The sequence below is a fragment of the uncultured Halopseudomonas sp. genome (assembly GCF_963977355.1).
Classification (GTDB): Bacteria; Pseudomonadota; Gammaproteobacteria; order Pseudomonadales; family Pseudomonadaceae; genus Halopseudomonas.
On sequence record NZ_CAXBOV010000003.1, the window covers coordinates 1 to 16,145 of the forward strand.

Annotated in this window: 11 protein-coding genes; 3 read left to right on the forward strand and 8 right to left on the reverse strand. The window is 54.7% G+C overall.

What is annotated here, in order from left to right; translation table 11 throughout:
* Positions 1-87: 87 nt before the first annotated feature.
* Positions 88-1,215 carry a site-specific integrase gene (locus tag AAC076_RS01820; RefSeq protein ID WP_339842652.1) on the reverse strand — a complete coding sequence of 376 codons (1,128 nt, stop codon included), beginning with the start codon at positions 1,213-1,215 and terminating at the stop codon, positions 88-90.
* An 80-nt stretch (positions 1,216-1,295) separates the two neighbouring features.
* Here AAC076_RS01820 and AAC076_RS01825 point away from each other — a divergent pair, with 80 nt between their 5' ends.
* A complete protein-coding gene (locus AAC076_RS01825) occupies positions 1,296-2,168 on the forward strand; it encodes a DNA-binding protein (protein WP_339842653.1) in 873 nt (290 codons plus the stop codon).
* Between the two features lie 244 nt (positions 2,169-2,412).
* Here the strand turns inward: AAC076_RS01825 and AAC076_RS01830 are convergent, their stop codons facing one another.
* The 4 genes from AAC076_RS01830 to AAC076_RS01845 all read right to left on the reverse strand — a co-directional run bounded on the left by AAC076_RS01830 (position 2,413) and on the right by AAC076_RS01845 (position 8,032).
* Positions 2,413-3,618 (reverse strand): integrase, encoded by a 1,206-nt coding sequence (locus AAC076_RS01830; RefSeq protein WP_339842654.1) that lies wholly within the window; start codon positions 3,616-3,618, stop codon positions 2,413-2,415.
* A gap of 478 nt (positions 3,619-4,096) precedes the next feature.
* The gene (gene katG, locus AAC076_RS01835; protein ID WP_339842655.1) at positions 4,097-6,352 is read right to left on the reverse strand and encodes a catalase/peroxidase HPI; all 2,256 of its coding nucleotides are present in this window, start codon (positions 6,350-6,352) and stop codon (positions 4,097-4,099) included.
* A 264-nt stretch (positions 6,353-6,616) separates the two neighbouring features.
* The gene (locus AAC076_RS01840) at positions 6,617-7,354 is read right to left on the reverse strand and encodes an SDR family oxidoreductase (RefSeq protein WP_339842656.1); all 738 of its coding nucleotides are present in this window, start codon (positions 7,352-7,354) and stop codon (positions 6,617-6,619) included.
* A 75-nt stretch (positions 7,355-7,429) separates the two neighbouring features.
* Entirely contained in the window at positions 7,430-8,032 is a 603-nt protein-coding gene (locus AAC076_RS01845; RefSeq protein ID WP_339842657.1) for an SDR family oxidoreductase, read from the reverse strand.
* Between the two features lie 473 nt (positions 8,033-8,505).
* Here AAC076_RS01845 and wrbA point away from each other — a divergent pair, with 473 nt between their 5' ends.
* The gene (gene wrbA / locus AAC076_RS01850; RefSeq protein WP_339842658.1) at positions 8,506-9,105 is read left to right on the forward strand and encodes an NAD(P)H:quinone oxidoreductase; all 600 of its coding nucleotides are present in this window, start codon (positions 8,506-8,508) and stop codon (positions 9,103-9,105) included.
* 98 nt (positions 9,106-9,203) lie between these two features.
* On the opposite strand, the gene tpx is transcribed toward wrbA, so the two are convergent.
* From tpx to AAC076_RS01865, 3 genes are all read right to left on the reverse strand, one after another.
* A complete protein-coding gene (gene tpx / locus AAC076_RS01855; protein ID WP_339842659.1) occupies positions 9,204-9,707 on the reverse strand; it encodes a thiol peroxidase in 504 nt (167 codons plus the stop codon).
* 75 nt (positions 9,708-9,782) lie between these two features.
* On the reverse strand, positions 9,783-13,490 hold the full coding sequence (locus tag AAC076_RS01860; RefSeq protein WP_339842660.1) for a translocation/assembly module TamB domain-containing protein: 3,708 nt from the start codon (positions 13,488-13,490) through the stop codon (positions 9,783-9,785).
* A complete protein-coding gene (locus tag AAC076_RS01865) occupies positions 13,487-15,199 on the reverse strand; it encodes an autotransporter assembly complex family protein (protein WP_339842661.1) in 1,713 nt (570 codons plus the stop codon). The genes AAC076_RS01860 and AAC076_RS01865 overlap by 4 nt, the downstream gene beginning before the upstream one ends.
* Positions 15,200-15,317: 118 nt before the next feature.
* On the opposite strand from AAC076_RS01865, the gene xthA reads away from it, so the two are divergent.
* The gene (xthA, locus tag AAC076_RS01870; RefSeq protein ID WP_339842662.1) at positions 15,318-16,133 is read left to right on the forward strand and encodes an exodeoxyribonuclease III; all 816 of its coding nucleotides are present in this window, start codon (positions 15,318-15,320) and stop codon (positions 16,131-16,133) included.
* Positions 16,134-16,145 lie beyond the last annotated feature (12 nt).

Sequence of the window (16,145 nt, forward strand, 5' to 3'; positions counted from 1 at the left end):
ATCAAAAGCTCTTAGCTGTTTTATAACCGTCCGTGGAAACGGGGTAGAACCCGGGGAGTTCCATGGCCAGCCTGGGACAGAGGTGTCTTAGCTGTCTTTTTCAACAGGACATGAACCTACATCCAAGCTAGAATCGTTGTTCAGCAATGTGGTGGCTCGGCTATCCAGCAGCGAACCGGCCTGAAAATAGCCCATGACAGTACTGACGCTGCGGTGCTCGGTCATTGCCATGACATCCCCTAGCGGTACACCCTGACGCCCGGCTTCGGTAACAAAGCCCGAGCGCAAGCTATGCGCAGCGAAATCGCCGTCGAGCCCCGCGAGTTGCGCCCGACGCTGGACGATGCGTGCGACCTGGTCTGCAGACAAGCCCGCGATACCGACCTTGCCGCCCCTGTATACCCGACGAAACAGCGGCCCTTCTTCCGCAGGGGCTAACTCTAGCCAGGCTGACAGCGCGTGCGCCGCGGCGCCGCGCAGCGGCTTTTCCCGTCGTGTACCGCCGAGATCGGTTTTGGTTGCCCCTAGCGCATACAACCAGGTATCGGCATCGAGCCGGCGCAAGTCAGTGACCTGCAGCCCGACCACTTCTGAACGCCGCCGGCCGCCGCCGCTCCAGGCTAGCAGGAGGAGGGCGCGGTCGCGCTGGCCGCGGATACCGTCGGTACAGGTGGCCAGCAGCGCCTGCAACGGCTCAAGCAACAGCGCGGTCTTTTGCCGTACCACCACACCGTGACGCGACTGGGCTTTCCGCGCCTCGCGGACGAGAGCTTTGAGCGCCGGCGCCTCGCACGGGTTGTCCCAGTTATGAATACGATGCCATTTGGCGAGCACCGCTAACCGATGGCAAATGGTGTTATAGCTCAGTGGGCCCGGTCTGGCTTTGATCTTGGCCGCCACCAGCGACGCGTCGATTGTTGGCGGCAGCATCTGCGCCCAGCCGCCTTCGGCTAGGGGCCGGGCCAGATGGTCCAGCACAAACTGGACTGCCACCGCCGCCGGCACTGGGGCATGACTCAGCGTTTGGCCGTAACGTGCTTGAAACCAGGCTGACCAGTAGGAGAGGGCGCCGCGGTAACTGCGCGCGGTATTGGGCGCGGTGCCTGCGGCAATAAACGCAGCCACCGCGTCCTGAGCACTCTGGGCCAATGCCTGCGGGTCTAACCGCGGTTCAGGCACCAGTGCCAATTGTTCTGTAATATTTAATACGTGCAACGTATTATAATCTCTATATAAAGGAAATAACGTCGGATAACATTTGATTATCATACCTAATTTAGAGAGAGGGCACAGTTATGGCAATTGGCGTACCTGAAACAGATGTTTTTGCCGCCGCTGATGCGGTATTGGCACGCGGCGAACGACCGACGGTAGAGCGCGTGCGCTTGGAGCTCGGTCGCGGCTCCCCAGCGCGGATCGGCGGGCTGCTCGATCAATGGTGGGCGCGACTGGCGGAGCGCTTGACCGGGCATACTCGGCTGCCTGAGCTACCGGCAGAAATATCGCAGGCTTTTCTGACCGTCTGGGAACAGGCGATTCAATTGGCCCGTGACGATGCTGAACGAACACTAGCTGCGCAGTGGAAGGTTCTGAACTCCGAGCGGGAACAGCTCGCGGCTGCTGAGGCCCGAGCCCTTCAGGATGCTATCCAGTCTCGACAGCAAGTAGCAGAGGCGTTGGCCGGTTTACAGGCTGCAGAGACGCGACTAGCAGATTTGGAATTGCTGTTAGTCCAGCGCCTTAACCAGATCGACGATCTGCGCCAACAGCGAGACGAGCTGGTTTATTTAAGGGATGAGGCTCAGCTGCGCACTCAGGTACTGGAGCAGCAATTACAGGATCAGGCGGTCAAGGCCGAAAAGGACCGCATTGGTTATGAAAATTACATCCGCGGAGTCGAGGATCGAGCCCATTGTGAGATTGATCGCGCCCGTGAAGAGGCTAAGAATACTGCCGTGCAACTAAAAGCAGCTAGTCGTCAGCTAGCCGACCTGCAAACACGTCTGGAGGCTGCACACACTGTACAAAACGGTGCGCAGCAAAAGGCCGCCGCAGAGCAAGCGCGTGCTGACACCTTAGCCCAGCAATTGGGCCAGTTTCTTGCGGTGCCCCCGATGAAGACCAAGGGGCGGAGGCGAGCCTCAGCGACTGCTAAACGAAGACCTTGAACGAGTTGAGCAGGGGAAATAGTGCGGTGAAAGCGCCGCATAAGGCGGCCTAGTTTAAGCGGGCGGGCTTTATCTTAACGCATCACACGCTGGATGATTTTAGGGTAAAATGAGCCTATTAATCAGTGGCTTGAACAAGATATTTTTATGCGAGAAGCGCTTGTAATTAACAGCTTCTGATAGAGGCGAGGCACTTTGGCGACACCCAGAGCAGGTAATCCGAGTCCTGCGGTCAATACAATATCTATTTACATCCATAATATTTTTCGTAAGTGTACGAAACACTCGCATTTCGTAAATCTCGCTGGAGGTCCTGAGGCGAGAACGCTTTGCTGCCTGCCAAAGCGCCCGTATCTCTAATTGAATTTAAGCAAGCTGACAGTAAAGCAGCGCATTCTGAGGAAGGTTCCCCCGCCTTACACATGTCTTGGTAAGCTTGCCTGAAAATCGGCTTCACAATGCCTCTTATCTGGCGATTCGTCAGCCCTGGGCGACCGCGAATTGTCTGAAGAAGAGGTGATGTCTCACCAGGTAATGGGAGCGGAGACAGTCCTCTCGATTTTCGGTAGCGTTTCAAATATGGAAGAAAATCTGGATTCACGAGAATTCGTGCGGTAGGTCTACGGGGGTGCTCTAGCTCAAGCCGCCATTCATCGTTACGCAGAACAAACTCACCCATAGTGTGGAGTGCACCCTCATCTGATGATAAATCAGTTGCCTTTAAGTACATAAAATATATAGCTGTAAGGATGAATAATGCTCTTTCGCCGGCAAGATCTTTGATTGCCAGTTTTTCCGCGGCACCAACCACATAATTCCACTGGTTTGATGTCAGGCTCCTAGCTACTAAACGGTAGGATCTTTGTATTCTTATGCCCTTCGACCTCACAGAGACAACAGGATTAACATTCCCCACACCTTTTGTATACAAAAAGCAATAAAACGAACTGCATATATTCAATAAAGTTCTCAACCCTCCGGCGGAAGGCTTATAAGAGGCGGCATCGAGACTCCCTGTTATCTCATCGCTCGGCCAATAAGCTCTTGCATAAAAAGGACGCCAGTAATCATTGAAGACCCAGGCTTCTTCCTTCTTTAGAAAACGACGTCGCACTGCATCACCAATCCAATCCGGAGGCGGGCTCAGATTGAAGGACAGAAAATCTTCGAAATCATCACGATCCAGATCAAAAATCGATTTGCCGCAGGAAATCCAGCTCCATAGCAGCAATCGCTCGACCAATCCTCTGTAACTAGCATATGTTCCTGGCGAAAGAGTATGTTGTGCTAAAAAGAATCGAGCCCATTCGAAATCGCGCTTAGCATTCAGACCAAGCGGAAATTCATTCAGGTATTGACATACCGAAGGTTGAAGTAAAAAGTAATCTTCCTGCTGTAGGACCATCGAACTTGCTTCGGCAAAGAGAGGGCGCGGTACGATGGTTTTCATAACCCTTTGCTCCAACATGGCAAATACTGCTCGGAAATTTTTAAGCTGAGCTAAAATGTAGTATGCGAAGCAAAGGTTTGCAAAATCTCAGTGCATTATCTTTTTTATCGCTTTTTATGCGCCATTTGGGTTGTGTATTTTCGCCAATTTAATGCGTCACCGATACGTTTTGATTGATGAGAGCAATTATTGAAATGGTTAAGGCTCTGTTTATGAACATTTCTTTTCACTGCGTTTTTTCCTCATCTTTAATAAGCTGTCACATGGAATCTTCAGTGCCAATATGGTTATATCCTATTTAACATAATATAGATTATACGTAGTGCTTTGCGTCAAGTAACGTTGCGGATGTCCGCACCAGATTACTGAATGCATATGATGCCCATACAAATAAAAAAGCCAAGACACACCGTTAGTGTGCCTTGGCCTTTCAATTGGTTCAGCCGGTGCAAGATGCCCGGCTGATTATTACGAAAGCCTAGGCCTTGTACTGATCGTTTTGCAGTTCAAAACGGTCCGACATCATGACCTTATGCCAGGCACTGACAAAGGTTTTGACGAAACGGTCTTGACCGCCAGGCCCCGCACCGAAGACTTCAGTTGCCGCGCGCAGTTGAAGATTGGAACCGAAAACCAGATCGCAACGGGTAGCCGTCCACTTTCGTTCACCCGTCTTGGAGTCCTTGCCCTCAAATGTTTGAGCCGCTTCATCAAGAGGTGACCATTCCGTGTAAACGTCCAGCAGATTGACAAAGAAGTCATTGCTGAGTGCGCCCGGACGACTTGTCAGAACACCGTGCCTGGACCCGTCATAATTTGTGCCCAGCACGCGCAGGCCGCCGATAAGCGCCGTCAGTTCAGGCGAGCTGAGATCCAACAAGTGGGCCCTGTCGATCAGCATGCGTTCAGGTTGAACATCATAATCGCCCTTCACATAATTGCGGAATCCGTCTGCATAGGGTTCGAGGAAGGAGATGTTGTGCGCGTCTGTCTGTTCCTGTGTCGCGTCCATACGTCCGGGCACAAAAGGCATATCAACATCAACTCCCGCATCGCTGGCCGCTTTTTCAACCGCGGCGCAGCCCGCCAGGACAATCAGGTCAGCCATGGAAACTTTTACATTACCGGATTGCTTGCCGTTGAAATCGCTTTGAATAGACTCGAGCGAAGTCAGCACCTTTTTCAATTCACTCGGACGGTTGACCTCCCAATTGACCATCGGCTCCAGACGAATTCTGGCGCCGTTGGCCCCGCCCCGCAGATCCGTCTTGCGATAGGTCGAGGCCGAGCCCCACGCTGCGCTGACAAGGGCCGAGACTTCATGACCAGAACCCAAAATATCTGCCTTCAAAGCTTTAATATCCGCGTCGCCAATCACTTCGTGATCAAGCGCCGGAACGGGATCCTGCCAAGTGAACTCTTCCTCTGGGACGTCCTTACCCAGCAACCTGTTTTTCGGACCCATATCGCGGTGGATCAACTTGTACCATGCTTTAGCGAAGGCATCGTCCAGCGCCGCGGGGTCGGCCATGAATTCTTCACAAACCGCGCGGTAGGCGTCATCGACGCGCAGGGCGATGTCACTGGTCATCATCATTGGAGGGTGACGTAATCCTTCGATGTGGGCATCCGGCACCATTTTATGAGTGGAAGGATCTTTAGGATGCCAGGCTTTCCCGCCTGCAACTGATTCATACTGCTCCCACTCATTATTAAACAGGGTTTGAAGATATTCATGATCCCAGCGGGTCGGGTTTGATGTCCAGGCGCCCTCGATCCCGTTGGTTGTTGTGTATTCGGCCTTGCCTGTACCGTTGCTGTTCAACCAGCCTAAGGCTTGATTTTCGATAGGCGCCCCACTCGGCTCCGGACCTAGATGTTCTTTGGGGGAGCCGCCATGACTCTTGCCGAAAGCGTGGCCCCCGATGATCAGCGCGGCGGTTTCGCGGTCATCCATGCCCATACGGCCAAAGGTGACACGAATTTCCTGCGCCGAGGCCGCGGGGTCCATATTACCGAAGGGACCTTCGGGATGGACATAGATCAGGGATTGGCGGGACGCCGCCAATGGATTTTCCAGGTCATACTCTTCTGTGCCGGGTTCCCCTACCCAACGCTTGTCCTGTGTCGCCATGACGGTTTCGGGACCCCAATAGGTCGCGTCATCCGCTTCAAATGCATCAATGCGGCCAAAGCCGAATCCCAGGGTTTTAAAGCCCATCTGTTCCAGGGCTAGATTTCCGGTCAGGATAATGAGATCGGCCCAAGATAGATTCTCACCATATTTAAGTTTGATCGGCTGGAGCAGGCGAATGGACTTATCGATATTGCCATTGTCTTCCCATGAATAGAGAGGGGCAAAGCGTTGCAGACCCTTCGCCGCACCGCCGCGACCGTCAAATACTCGATAGGATCCGGCGGAGTGCCACGCCATGCGGATCATCTGTGGTCCGTAATTACCATAATCTGCTGGCCAGAAATCCTGGGATGTTGTCAAAAACTCCATAATATCGGCTTTGACGGCGTCGACATCGAGCTTTGCAACGGCCGCAGGGTAATCAAAATCTTCGCCGAGCGGATTTGCCATCGGCGATTGGTTGTGAAGTAATTCAATCGGAAGTCGTCCCGGCCACCAGTCGGCATTCATGGGCGGTGTTCCAATCGCCCCGCCAATACGGTCACTTTCAATGGCCTTATATCCACCGGCAATTGGGCATTTCGATTGTTTTGTCATAGCGTTCTCACTTTTAGGACTAGAAAATACCGTAGCCTCAGAGACTCACTTTTACTAGCCCCATGCCTCCTCAAGTGTAAGTGAAGTTGTCGCCTGATCGGATTTACCCAAATCCAATTCCGGGGACGGTATGGGTCACGCAATGCCGAAATACCCACCGGTGAGTCGGCCCTGGTTTCGTAGACACCTCCAGGCCTTGTATGGACTGCCCCTGGTACGATATCCGGCGGTCATTCGGGGCATTTCTCAGACCTTCCAACGCAATCAGAGCGGCTGTTTAGTGGGACGAATGATCAATTCGTTAACATCCACATCCGCTGGCTGCTCAATGGCGAACGCCACCGCGCGGGCAATAGCATCCGGATCAATCGCCATGTTGTAGAGTTCATCCACATTCTTGGCGGTGTCTGTGTCACTGATGGTGCTGGGTAACTCCGTGGCTACAGCACCCGGGGAAATATTGGTGGACCGGATTTCACCGTTGCCTTCCTGACGCAGACCTTCCGATATGGCCTTGACTGCGTACTTGGTCGCCGAATAGACCGCAGAGGATGGAAAGACCTTGTGTCCGGCCACCGAGGATAGATTGATAACGTGTCCAGCGTGCTGTTTACGCATGGTCGGCAGTACCGCAGCAATGCCGTAAAGCACGCCTCTGATGTTGACGTCTATCATGGTGTCCCACTCGTCGACCTTGAGCTTGTCCAGCGGCGACAACGGCATCAGCCCGGCATTGTTCACCAGCACATCGATACGATCGTAGGCATCCAGGGTCGCCTGTGCCAGGGCTTGCATCTGTTCGCGGTCAGTCACGTCCGTAACCTTGTAGATGGCATCACCGCCCTGCTCGACAATGGCGTCGCGCAGCGCCACCAGGCGATCCTCGCGGCGGGCAGCGAGCACTACTTTGGCGCCGCTTTTAGCCAGGCGCCGTGCAGTTGCTTCGCCGAGACCGCTGCTAGCACCGGTTATAATTACGACCTTGCCATTGATCTCTGACATGGATTCTTCTCCTATAAATGGATTATTTGTTCAACTTGAAGCTGGACGCTGCGCCCTATGGCAGTTGTGAGGCGCTCAAGCGGACTGCATATCCTGCGCCTGGCCATCGTAGCGGCCTGTAGTGGCTGCCTCCGCAAGCACGTAAGCTACGTCCGCGCGTGATGCCTTGGCGGCTTTATCGACGCCCTCGCCCAATATCACCTTCTCGCTTCGGCCCTCATTGGTCAGTGCCACTGGGCGCACGATTGCATAAGTCAAACCGGAGCTTTTGAGGTGTTCGTCGGCCTCATGCTTGGCATTAAGGTAGTGGGCAATCTTGCCGGAGGGGTTGGTCTGGTCTGCCCCAATTGAGCTGAGCATTACGAAGCGTTTAACGCCTGACTCACGGGCCAGATCGACCAGGCGCTTTGCGCCGTCCCTATCCACTTTCTGAGTCATTTCAGGGCCGGTGGAAGAACCGGAGCCTGCGGCAAAGATCACAGCCTCCATGCCATCGCACACGCCCGCTTTCAAGTCAGTCAGATCACCCTGGCGCAACTCTGCGCCACTGGGTAACCCGCTGGTGTCAGAGCCGTCGCGCACTAGTGCCGTAGGTTTATGACCTTGATCAAGCAGATACTGGACCACCTGATGGCCGGTTTTGCCGGTCGCACCGGCGACAAGAACTGTCATGCTCATAAAGCGATCCTCACATGTCGAGTGAATACGCCCCAAAGTGACTAGTGGTTAAGGAGGCCGCGCTGGGGTGTATCAGTTGTGTGTCGCTACAACTGACTACCCACCCTCCCCTATAGTTCCTGGATTACGAGGTCAGGTCTGGCAGTCGGCTTGAACGGTTAAAAGACTATACTGGCTCCGGCTTCAATAACCGGGAACTGGTCTTCGGTCTCGTCGCCATCATAAGGTGATACAGAGCGACCGACCGGGTCATAACTCAATCACGCGCTACGACGGACGTATCAGCTTCGTGCCCGCTCGCACGGGCGGCTTGCAAGTCCAGGTAGAGATTTTCAGCTAGTCTGATCTCGTTACAGGGTATCCGGAGCCTTACTCATCGAATAAAGCGATTAATTTGCACTGTATTTTGATTTTTAACAGCAGTTAATCAGATGCATTATGAAATCGTAACTTATCCGCTCAAGGAGATATCAATGACTAAGGTACTTGTTCTATACCATTCAATGTACGGACATATCGAAACCATGGCCCAGGCCGTAGCCGAAGGTGCTCGCCGAGTTGACGGCGTAGAAGTAACCCTCAAGCACGTCCCAGAGACGATGGATCAGGCAGCTTTCAAGAACGCCGGGGGCAAGACTGATCTGACTGGTAACGTGGCATCCCCTTCTGAGTTGGCCGACTACGACGCCATCATTGTGGGCACTCCGACCCGCTTCGGGAATATGTCTGGCCAGATGCGCACCTTCTTTGATCAGACGGGTGGACTCTGGGCCAAGGGTGCGTTGTTCGGCAAGGTTGCCAGTGTTTTTACTTCCACGGGCACAGGCGGCGGCGAAGAGATGACTATTACATCGGTATGGACCACCCTTGCCCACCACGGCATGACCATAGTACCCATCGGTTATGGCGCGCAGGAATTGTTTGATATTTCCACGGTCAGCGGTGGCACACCCTACGGCGCATCAACTCTGGCGGGCGGCGACGGTTCACGGCAACCCGACGAACGTGAATTGAACATTGCGCGCTTTCAGGGCGAGCACGTGGCAAAAATAACGGCCAAGTTGAAAAGCTGAGGTCGTGATGAAAAAAGCCGGAAAGCATCTGCTTTCCGGCTTTTTCATGTGCTTGGCACAGGATACAGCTCGATGATACCGAGCCTGCAATACCGTATTTACTTGGTCAGTGCGCCCAAGGCACGCTCGTAGTTCGGCTCCTGGCCAATCTCCGGGACCAGCTCGCTGTAGAGAACCTGGTCGTTTTCATCGAGCACCACCACTGCCCGGGCAGTCAGACCTGCCAAAGGGCCGTTCTCTATCGCTACGCCGTAGTTGTGGACAAACTCGCTCCCGCGCATGGTCGACAGGTTGATTACGTTCTCCAGCCCTTCAGCACCGCAAAAACGTGACTGGGCGAAGGGCAAGTCAGCCGAAATACACAGGACCACAGTGTTTTCAACATCGTTGGCCTTGGCATTGAATGTACGTACAGAGGTAGCACAGGTAGGCGTGTCAACGCTGGGGAAGATATTGAGGATCTTGCGCTTGCCAGCCATGCTGGACAGCTCAACATCCGACAGGTCCTTGGCTACCAGGATGAATGCCGGGGCCTTGCCGCCTGCCTTGGGAAAATCGCCACCGACCTGAACAGGTTTACCGCCCATTGTAACGCTAGACATAAGAACTCCTTTGTACTTGTAGAAACCGTGCAGAACTTGCACGGCGAACGCTCCCCGGCATGCACCGGAGAGATCCTAGAAATCGATACGGTAGAAGAAATCCAGCGAACTGGCAAAGCCGCTTACCGCCTCAAGATACAGCCTGCGAGTCAGATCATAGCGTATAGCCAGCTGGTTCGCCTGATCGAAAACCCCGACACCATAGCGCAGGCTGAGCTTTTCCGTAATGTAGCCTGCTGCGACAACTTGTGTCGAAACTCCTGACCCCTCCGTTTCCAGCTGAAAATCTTCAATACCCAGTGTGTTGGCTAGGTTCTTGGCAAGCGGTGCGCCCCCTGCCATCCCCAAGGCCAGCGCCGCCTGACCAACCAGGTTGCTGTCGCCACCATCGGCCCCCAGCGGACGGCCGAGGATCAGGTAGGCCAAGGCCTGCTCCTGAGGCATGCCGGGCTCGGAGAAGACATCCGTCTGCGGAGCTTCGGCACGCCCGGTGAGGCGCAAGCCTGCGACCACATCGTCCACGCGCCTGATAGCTTCGATATTCAGGAACGGCTGGGAGATAGGCCCGGCAAACAGGATTTGCGCCCGGCGCAGACTGAGCCGCTGACCGTAACGACGGAAGCGCCCATCCAGAATATTCAAATCGCCGGTCGCATTCATATCCTCTTCAACCATGATACGGCCGCTTAAACGCCCGGTCAGGCCAAAGGCAGAAAAGCGCAACTGATCACCAATAACCAGTTGTACCCGGGCGTCAATATCCAGCGGTGACCCCTCTTCCTCAAGCTCCTCACCAACGATAACCACGTCTGGCGATTGCCTGACAGCCTGCTCTGGCAACTCTCTGACTGTAATATCCCCCTCAGGCACCGCGATCTGCCCTCTGACCCGCAACTGGTTGTTGGCCAATGTGACTTGCAGGTCAGGACTGACACGCAGATCCGCGTAGGGTTGGACAATCACCGGCAATCGACTGCCCACAAGGGCCAGATCAAGATCAAGTTCCGGTGCCCAGGTAATGGAGCCGGTGAGACTTCCCTCACCCTCCTCGCCGCCGGTCCACTGGCCGTCCACTACGGCTCGCTGCCCGTTGATATCGATATCGACTTCAAGCTCCTCCAGGCTCACAGGCAGTTCGGGGCCGCTGATATGTCCCTCTGCCAGCTGGAGCCTTCCGACTACTTCTGGCTGACGCAAGGATCCAGCAAGCCTGCCAGTGCCGCTCAGCTCACCACGAAGGGTATCTATCTGGGGCAGGAACGGTCTGAGAATATTCAGTTTCAGACCCTCGATATCATACTGTCCGGAGAGAATCTGCTCGCCTGCCGGATCATCAATATCCGCCTGGATATCCAATGAGCCAAAGCCCTCGCTGACCAGCTGTATTCGGCTACGCGCGGTACCCGACTGCATCTGGGTATTGATGTCCAGTAGGTCATAGGGGAAGGCCAGCGTTTGTTCAGCTTCGGTAATAGCCACCATGCCGTCGACGCTGCGCACGCTCAAATCAATAACGGGCTCTCCGCCAACGGCCTGCTGAAGTTCAAGATCGGCATTCAGGTCTGCGTTCCACGCAAAACCTTCGGGAAGCAGATCCTCAAGCGACGAGAGCGAAAAGTCGGTCAATGCGATATCGAGCTTCCGATCAGGCAGTAGTCGCTGCTCCCCATTGAAACAGAGCCGCGATCCATCGTGCTGCCAACAGTGTGCAGCAAGACGCAGCTGAGCGGGGTCGAGCCGATATGTCAGCCTGGCCGCGTCGGCAAGCTTCCAATTCAGGGCGCCGTATCCAATCTGGGCACTATTGAGCAGCCCTTGCCAGCGAACCTCATTGAGTGCGCCCTGCATTTTGGCGTTGATTTCGGCAACACCCTCTGCCAACTGGACTGTCAGTCGATGATCTGCTCGGTTCCCCCGCAAGGTCAGATCCAGATCCCCAACGCCCGTCTCGCCGCTGCGAATCTGTCGAGCGCTCAATGTGAGGTTGCCTGGCGTCTGCTCCGAGAGAGTCACTGTGCCCTTCAATGATAGGCCGGCGATACTGGATTCCCCATAGGCAAGTCTTTCACCGCGCAGATCAGCGTCAATCACTGGCGCGGTCTGCGGCCCACTGGTGTTGATAGCACCAGTGAGAGCCCCACCAAGACCAGGCCAGAGGCTTGCAAGCTCAGGCATCCGCACATCCAATCGGGCATCGATGTCGTTGCTGACTCGCCCGCTCCCGGTAATGCTGTTCTGGCCCTGGCGCAGGAGCAGATCCTCGAGGACCCAGGACTCATCACTCTTGTTCACCGAGCCTGCCAGCTCAAGCGGTCGGGAGCGCAGCGTCCCGTCCAGGGCCCATTCGGCGTCGAGTTCAAGTTGCTCGTTTACCAGACTGCCGGTAGATGTGACAGTCCCGTTGAGATCGCCTGGAAGATCCTTCACGAATGCACCGGGGTCGATACCTTCGAGGAGCATACGGGCGTCCCAAACAAGACCATTGGCCAACTCCAGGGTGGCGCTTCCCGTCGCCGAACCAGCCTCGGTGACCATCTCGACCGAGGTCACACGAACCTGGTCGGGGTTGCCCGAAACGTCCATGTTCAGATCAACGTTCTGTCCAGCCACACCGGCAAGTTGCGCCTGCAGGTTGGCCTGTCCCTGCATGTCGCGCATGCTGGCGATCAGCGAGAGCTGCTGCAGTTCAATCTCCCCGATATCCTGAGGATATAACCACTGCCATGGAAACTGATCCAGATTAAGCTCGGCCTGCGCAGCAAGTTCATCATCCCAGCTTGCGTTGCCATTTAGATCCACACGACGTGATGGCTGCTCGATCACTGAAAGCGATAAGATCAGATCATCCAGTGCATTCATGCTGACGACGGTAGCCAGATCCAGTTCTATATCTCCGCCCTCGCCTGGCAGCATGGCGCCACCATTAATACGATAGCCGTCCTGCAGGTTGCCCTCGGCGTTGAGGGACGACTGACTTATGACGAGCTCTCTGGGTAGCTCCACAGGTACCACAAAACGGTTACCCTGCCACTCCAGCGTGGCGGGTATCTGTGGATCAAGCACTTGCGCCTGTGCACTCAATCGGCCATCCACAAAACCCTGGCTGGTAGCGACGATTGTCAAGTCATCAACTTGTCCACCCAGACGCAGATCAAGGGACCAGGGCTGACTATCAACTTGAGGCAGGTTGATCAATGCATGAATTTTCAGCGGCCATCCATTGACCATCCGAACGTCTCCGTCCATTTGCCAATCAAGGTCCGGGCCGGTGCCGATAAAGCGATGAATAACCAGTTCAGAGTCGCGAAGATGCGCTGCCATCTCGACGTCGGTGAGCAAGGGCTCCTCTGAGTTGAACATCAAGCTACCTATACGTACCTGATCGAGCTGAATGCCAACCGGTAGCCTGATATCCGGCAGGACAACCTGGGTGCGCTCGGTTGGCTCCTGGTCCGTTGGCTGCGTCGTTACCTGAATGCTGTCCACGTTCAGTTCATCAATACAAAAACGCGCGCCAAAAAGACATTCGGGCGACCAGGCAAACCGGATATCTTCAACAACGACCTCAATACCTTCATCGCGCCAGACTATTCGATCAAAATCCCATCCCCGCCATAAATGCCCTTCCTCAAGCCCCAGTTCCAGCCGGGGCTCGAATCCCTGTATGCGGTCGAACAGCCAGCTGTTGACTGTCTCGCTGAGGAGTAACAGAGCAAGTAGCAAAGGAATCAGAAGCAGTACCAGCAGGCCTCTCACCAACACTTTGAGGACAAACAGCATCATAGTTCCGGTCCCATGGAAAAGTGGATACGGAAACCTTCGTCCGAGTCGCTGATGGATTGAGCGAGATCCACACGGATGGGACCCACCGGAGAAACCCAGCGAATACCAAAACCGACACTGGTTTTGCGGGCTGCAGACAGGGAGTCCATGGCGTTACCATGATCCACGAAGGTAGCTGCGCGCCATTTGGGAATAAACTCGTATTGATACTCGAGACTGCTATCAAGCAGGTAGCGACCCCCCACCCGCTCGCCGGAAGCATCTGTCGGCGACAGGGTTCGATAGTCATAGCCGCGTACCGACTGATCACCACCAGCGAAAAAACGTAACGAGGGGGGAATCTTTTCGAAGTCATTGGTGTATACCGCACCTACTCCGACCCGAGCCAGAAATCGGTGATTGTTCTGGACCGTATAAAGGCCTTTGGCAGTCGTAAAGACACGAGCAAAGTCTACGTCCGAGACGATACCCTCCTTTGCCCCCTGCAGATCCAGCATCAGACTGTAGCCTCGGCTGGGGTCAATCCCGCCGACGCTTTTGGTGCGCTGAAAGGAGACTCCTGGGATAAGCAGTGTGCTCTGGCCGGAATCGTTGCCCAGGCTGAACCTTTCATGCTCCAGACGCAGCCCGGCTACCCTTTCCCAGCCACTATCCAGGAGCTTTTCATGCTGGGCACCAACGGTGAAACTCTGGCTTTCGATATCGTCGATATCTTCATTCTGCCATCCGCCAAAAAAGCGAATCGAGTTGGTCTGGGGCGGGGTCAGCGGAACCTGATAAAAGCCTGTTATCTTCTGCCTTGGCAGTGAAAGCTCGAGTTCCGCCCCGCGCTTGTGGCCCCAGGCGTTGACCCAGTGCTCAGTCCAGCTTACGCGCCCACGTGCACCCACATCAGTGGAATAGCCTGCGCCGAATCCCAGCGAGTTGGGCTTGCGTTCAGCGACCTGGACCTCAACCGGAATCTCGCCCTCCTCAGCCCGCGAGGCTGGAGCTGACACAAGGACACTCTCGAAATAGCCGCTGGCCAATAGATCCCGATTCAGCTTCGCAAGCAGATCTGCATCGTAGGGAGCTCCGGTCTGGAAGCTGACCATGCGCTGCAGCAGGTTCTCATTGAAAGGTGTTTCAGAAAAGACAACATCACCCAAACGGAATCGCTGACCGGTCTGATAAACCAGTGTGATATCCGCCATGTTCTTTTCGATGTCGACCAGCATCCGCTGTTGACTGAATTTGCCGGAAAAGTATCCATATCGTAGCGCCTGATTGGCCATGTAACTCTTGATAGCTTCGTAATGACCATGGTGCAGCACATCACCTGGCTGCAGCTGCCCTCTCTGCGCCTCTTGCAGATCGAAGGGCTCGGTTCCCATACCGGGACCCTCAATGCGAATATCGACGTTGTTGAGTCTTACCGGCTCGCCCAACTTCACATCCAGCACCAGGACCGGTTCCGACCGGCTACCTGTGATGCGATGGCTGATATCAGTTTGATAATACCCCAACGCCTGTGCGGCATCGGTCGCCTGATCCTTGCTATGCCCGGCTAGCCGCTCCATATCGCGCCGGGAAGACGCGTCGACGTCACCAACAAAAGCTTCAATATTGTCTCGCACCTGCTTATTTTCAGGCTCGACATTCACTTCAAGTTCGGCTCGTACTGTCATGGATAAAAAGGTCAGGATAATCAGCAGTAACGAACGAACCATGTAGTTTTTCCAGCGACAAATAAGCCAAAAGTGATGCTAACATGCCGGACAGACGTGGCTGGCAAGAGATACATCTTCTTACAGACCGGCACCCGGTCCAACTTGAACAGGATGAGCAATGAAATTCGTTTCCTTCAATATCAACGGGCTGAGAGCCAGACCTCATCAACTGAAGGAAATCGTCGAAAGGCATGCGCCCGATGTGATCGGTTTACAGGAGACCAAGGTTGACGATTCGATGTTTCCCCTCGATGACGTGGCCGCCCTCGGCTATCACGTGCATTTTCATGGTCAGAAAGGCCATTACGGTGTCGCACTTCTGACCAGAGAGAAACCTGACTGGGTGCGCAAGGGTTTCCCGGGCGACGGCGAGGACGCGCAAAAACGCATGATAAGCGCCGCCATAACCGGAAAGAATGGCGAACAAACGGTCGTCTTCAATGGTTATTTCCCTCAAGGTGAGAGCCGTGATCACCCGATAAAGTTCCCTGCCAAAACCCGTTTCTATGCCGACCTGCAGTCTCATCTGGAGCAGCAATTCACCCCCGATCAACGCCTGGTAGTGATGGGCGATGTGAATATTTCCTCTGAAGATATCGATATTGGCATTGGTGCGGATAACGCCAAACGTTGGCTGCGCACGGGTAAATGCAGTTTTCTGCCAGAAGAGCGTGAGTGGATGAAAAGCCTCAAGGACTGGGGACTGATCGATACATTTCGCCAGTTGTACCCCGACGTAGATGATCGCTTCAGCTGGTTCGATTACCGAAGCCGGGGTTTCGAGGCCGACCCTAAGCGCGGACTGCGCATAGATCTGATCATGGCAAGCAAGGGCCTGATCGACAGTTGCATGGACGCAGGTGTCGACTACGATATCAGGGGCATGGAAAAACCTTCAGATCATGCTCCGATCTGGGCCACTTTCAAGGACTGATTACCCACCAGA

Bases quoted from the DNA above. Each gene is read 5' to 3' on its own strand.
- katG (WP_339842655.1), bottom strand. From the start codon at position 6,352: ATGACAAAACAATCGAAATGCCCAATTGCCGGTGGATATAAGGCCATT.
- AAC076_RS01860 (WP_339842660.1), bottom strand. From the start codon at position 13,490: ATGATGCTGTTTGTCCTCAAAGTGTTGGTGAGAGGCCTGCTGGTACTG.
- wrbA (WP_339842658.1), top strand. From the start codon at position 8,506: ATGACTAAGGTACTTGTTCTATACCATTCAATGTACGGACATATCGAA.
- tpx (WP_339842659.1), bottom strand. From the start codon at position 9,707: ATGTCTAGCGTTACAATGGGCGGTAAACCTGTTCAGGTCGGTGGCGAT.
- AAC076_RS01840 (WP_339842656.1), bottom strand. From the start codon at position 7,354: ATGTCAGAGATCAATGGCAAGGTCGTAATTATAACCGGTGCTAGCAGC.
- xthA (WP_339842662.1), top strand. From the start codon at position 15,318: ATGAAATTCGTTTCCTTCAATATCAACGGGCTGAGAGCCAGACCTCAT.
- AAC076_RS01825 (WP_339842653.1), top strand. From the start codon at position 1,296: ATGGCAATTGGCGTACCTGAAACAGATGTTTTTGCCGCCGCTGATGCG.
- AAC076_RS01865 (WP_339842661.1), bottom strand. From the start codon at position 15,199: ATGGTTCGTTCGTTACTGCTGATTATCCTGACCTTTTTATCCATGACA.
- AAC076_RS01830 (WP_339842654.1), bottom strand. From the start codon at position 3,618: ATGAAAACCATCGTACCGCGCCCTCTCTTTGCCGAAGCAAGTTCGATG.
- AAC076_RS01845 (WP_339842657.1), bottom strand. From the start codon at position 8,032: ATGAGCATGACAGTTCTTGTCGCCGGTGCGACCGGCAAAACCGGCCAT.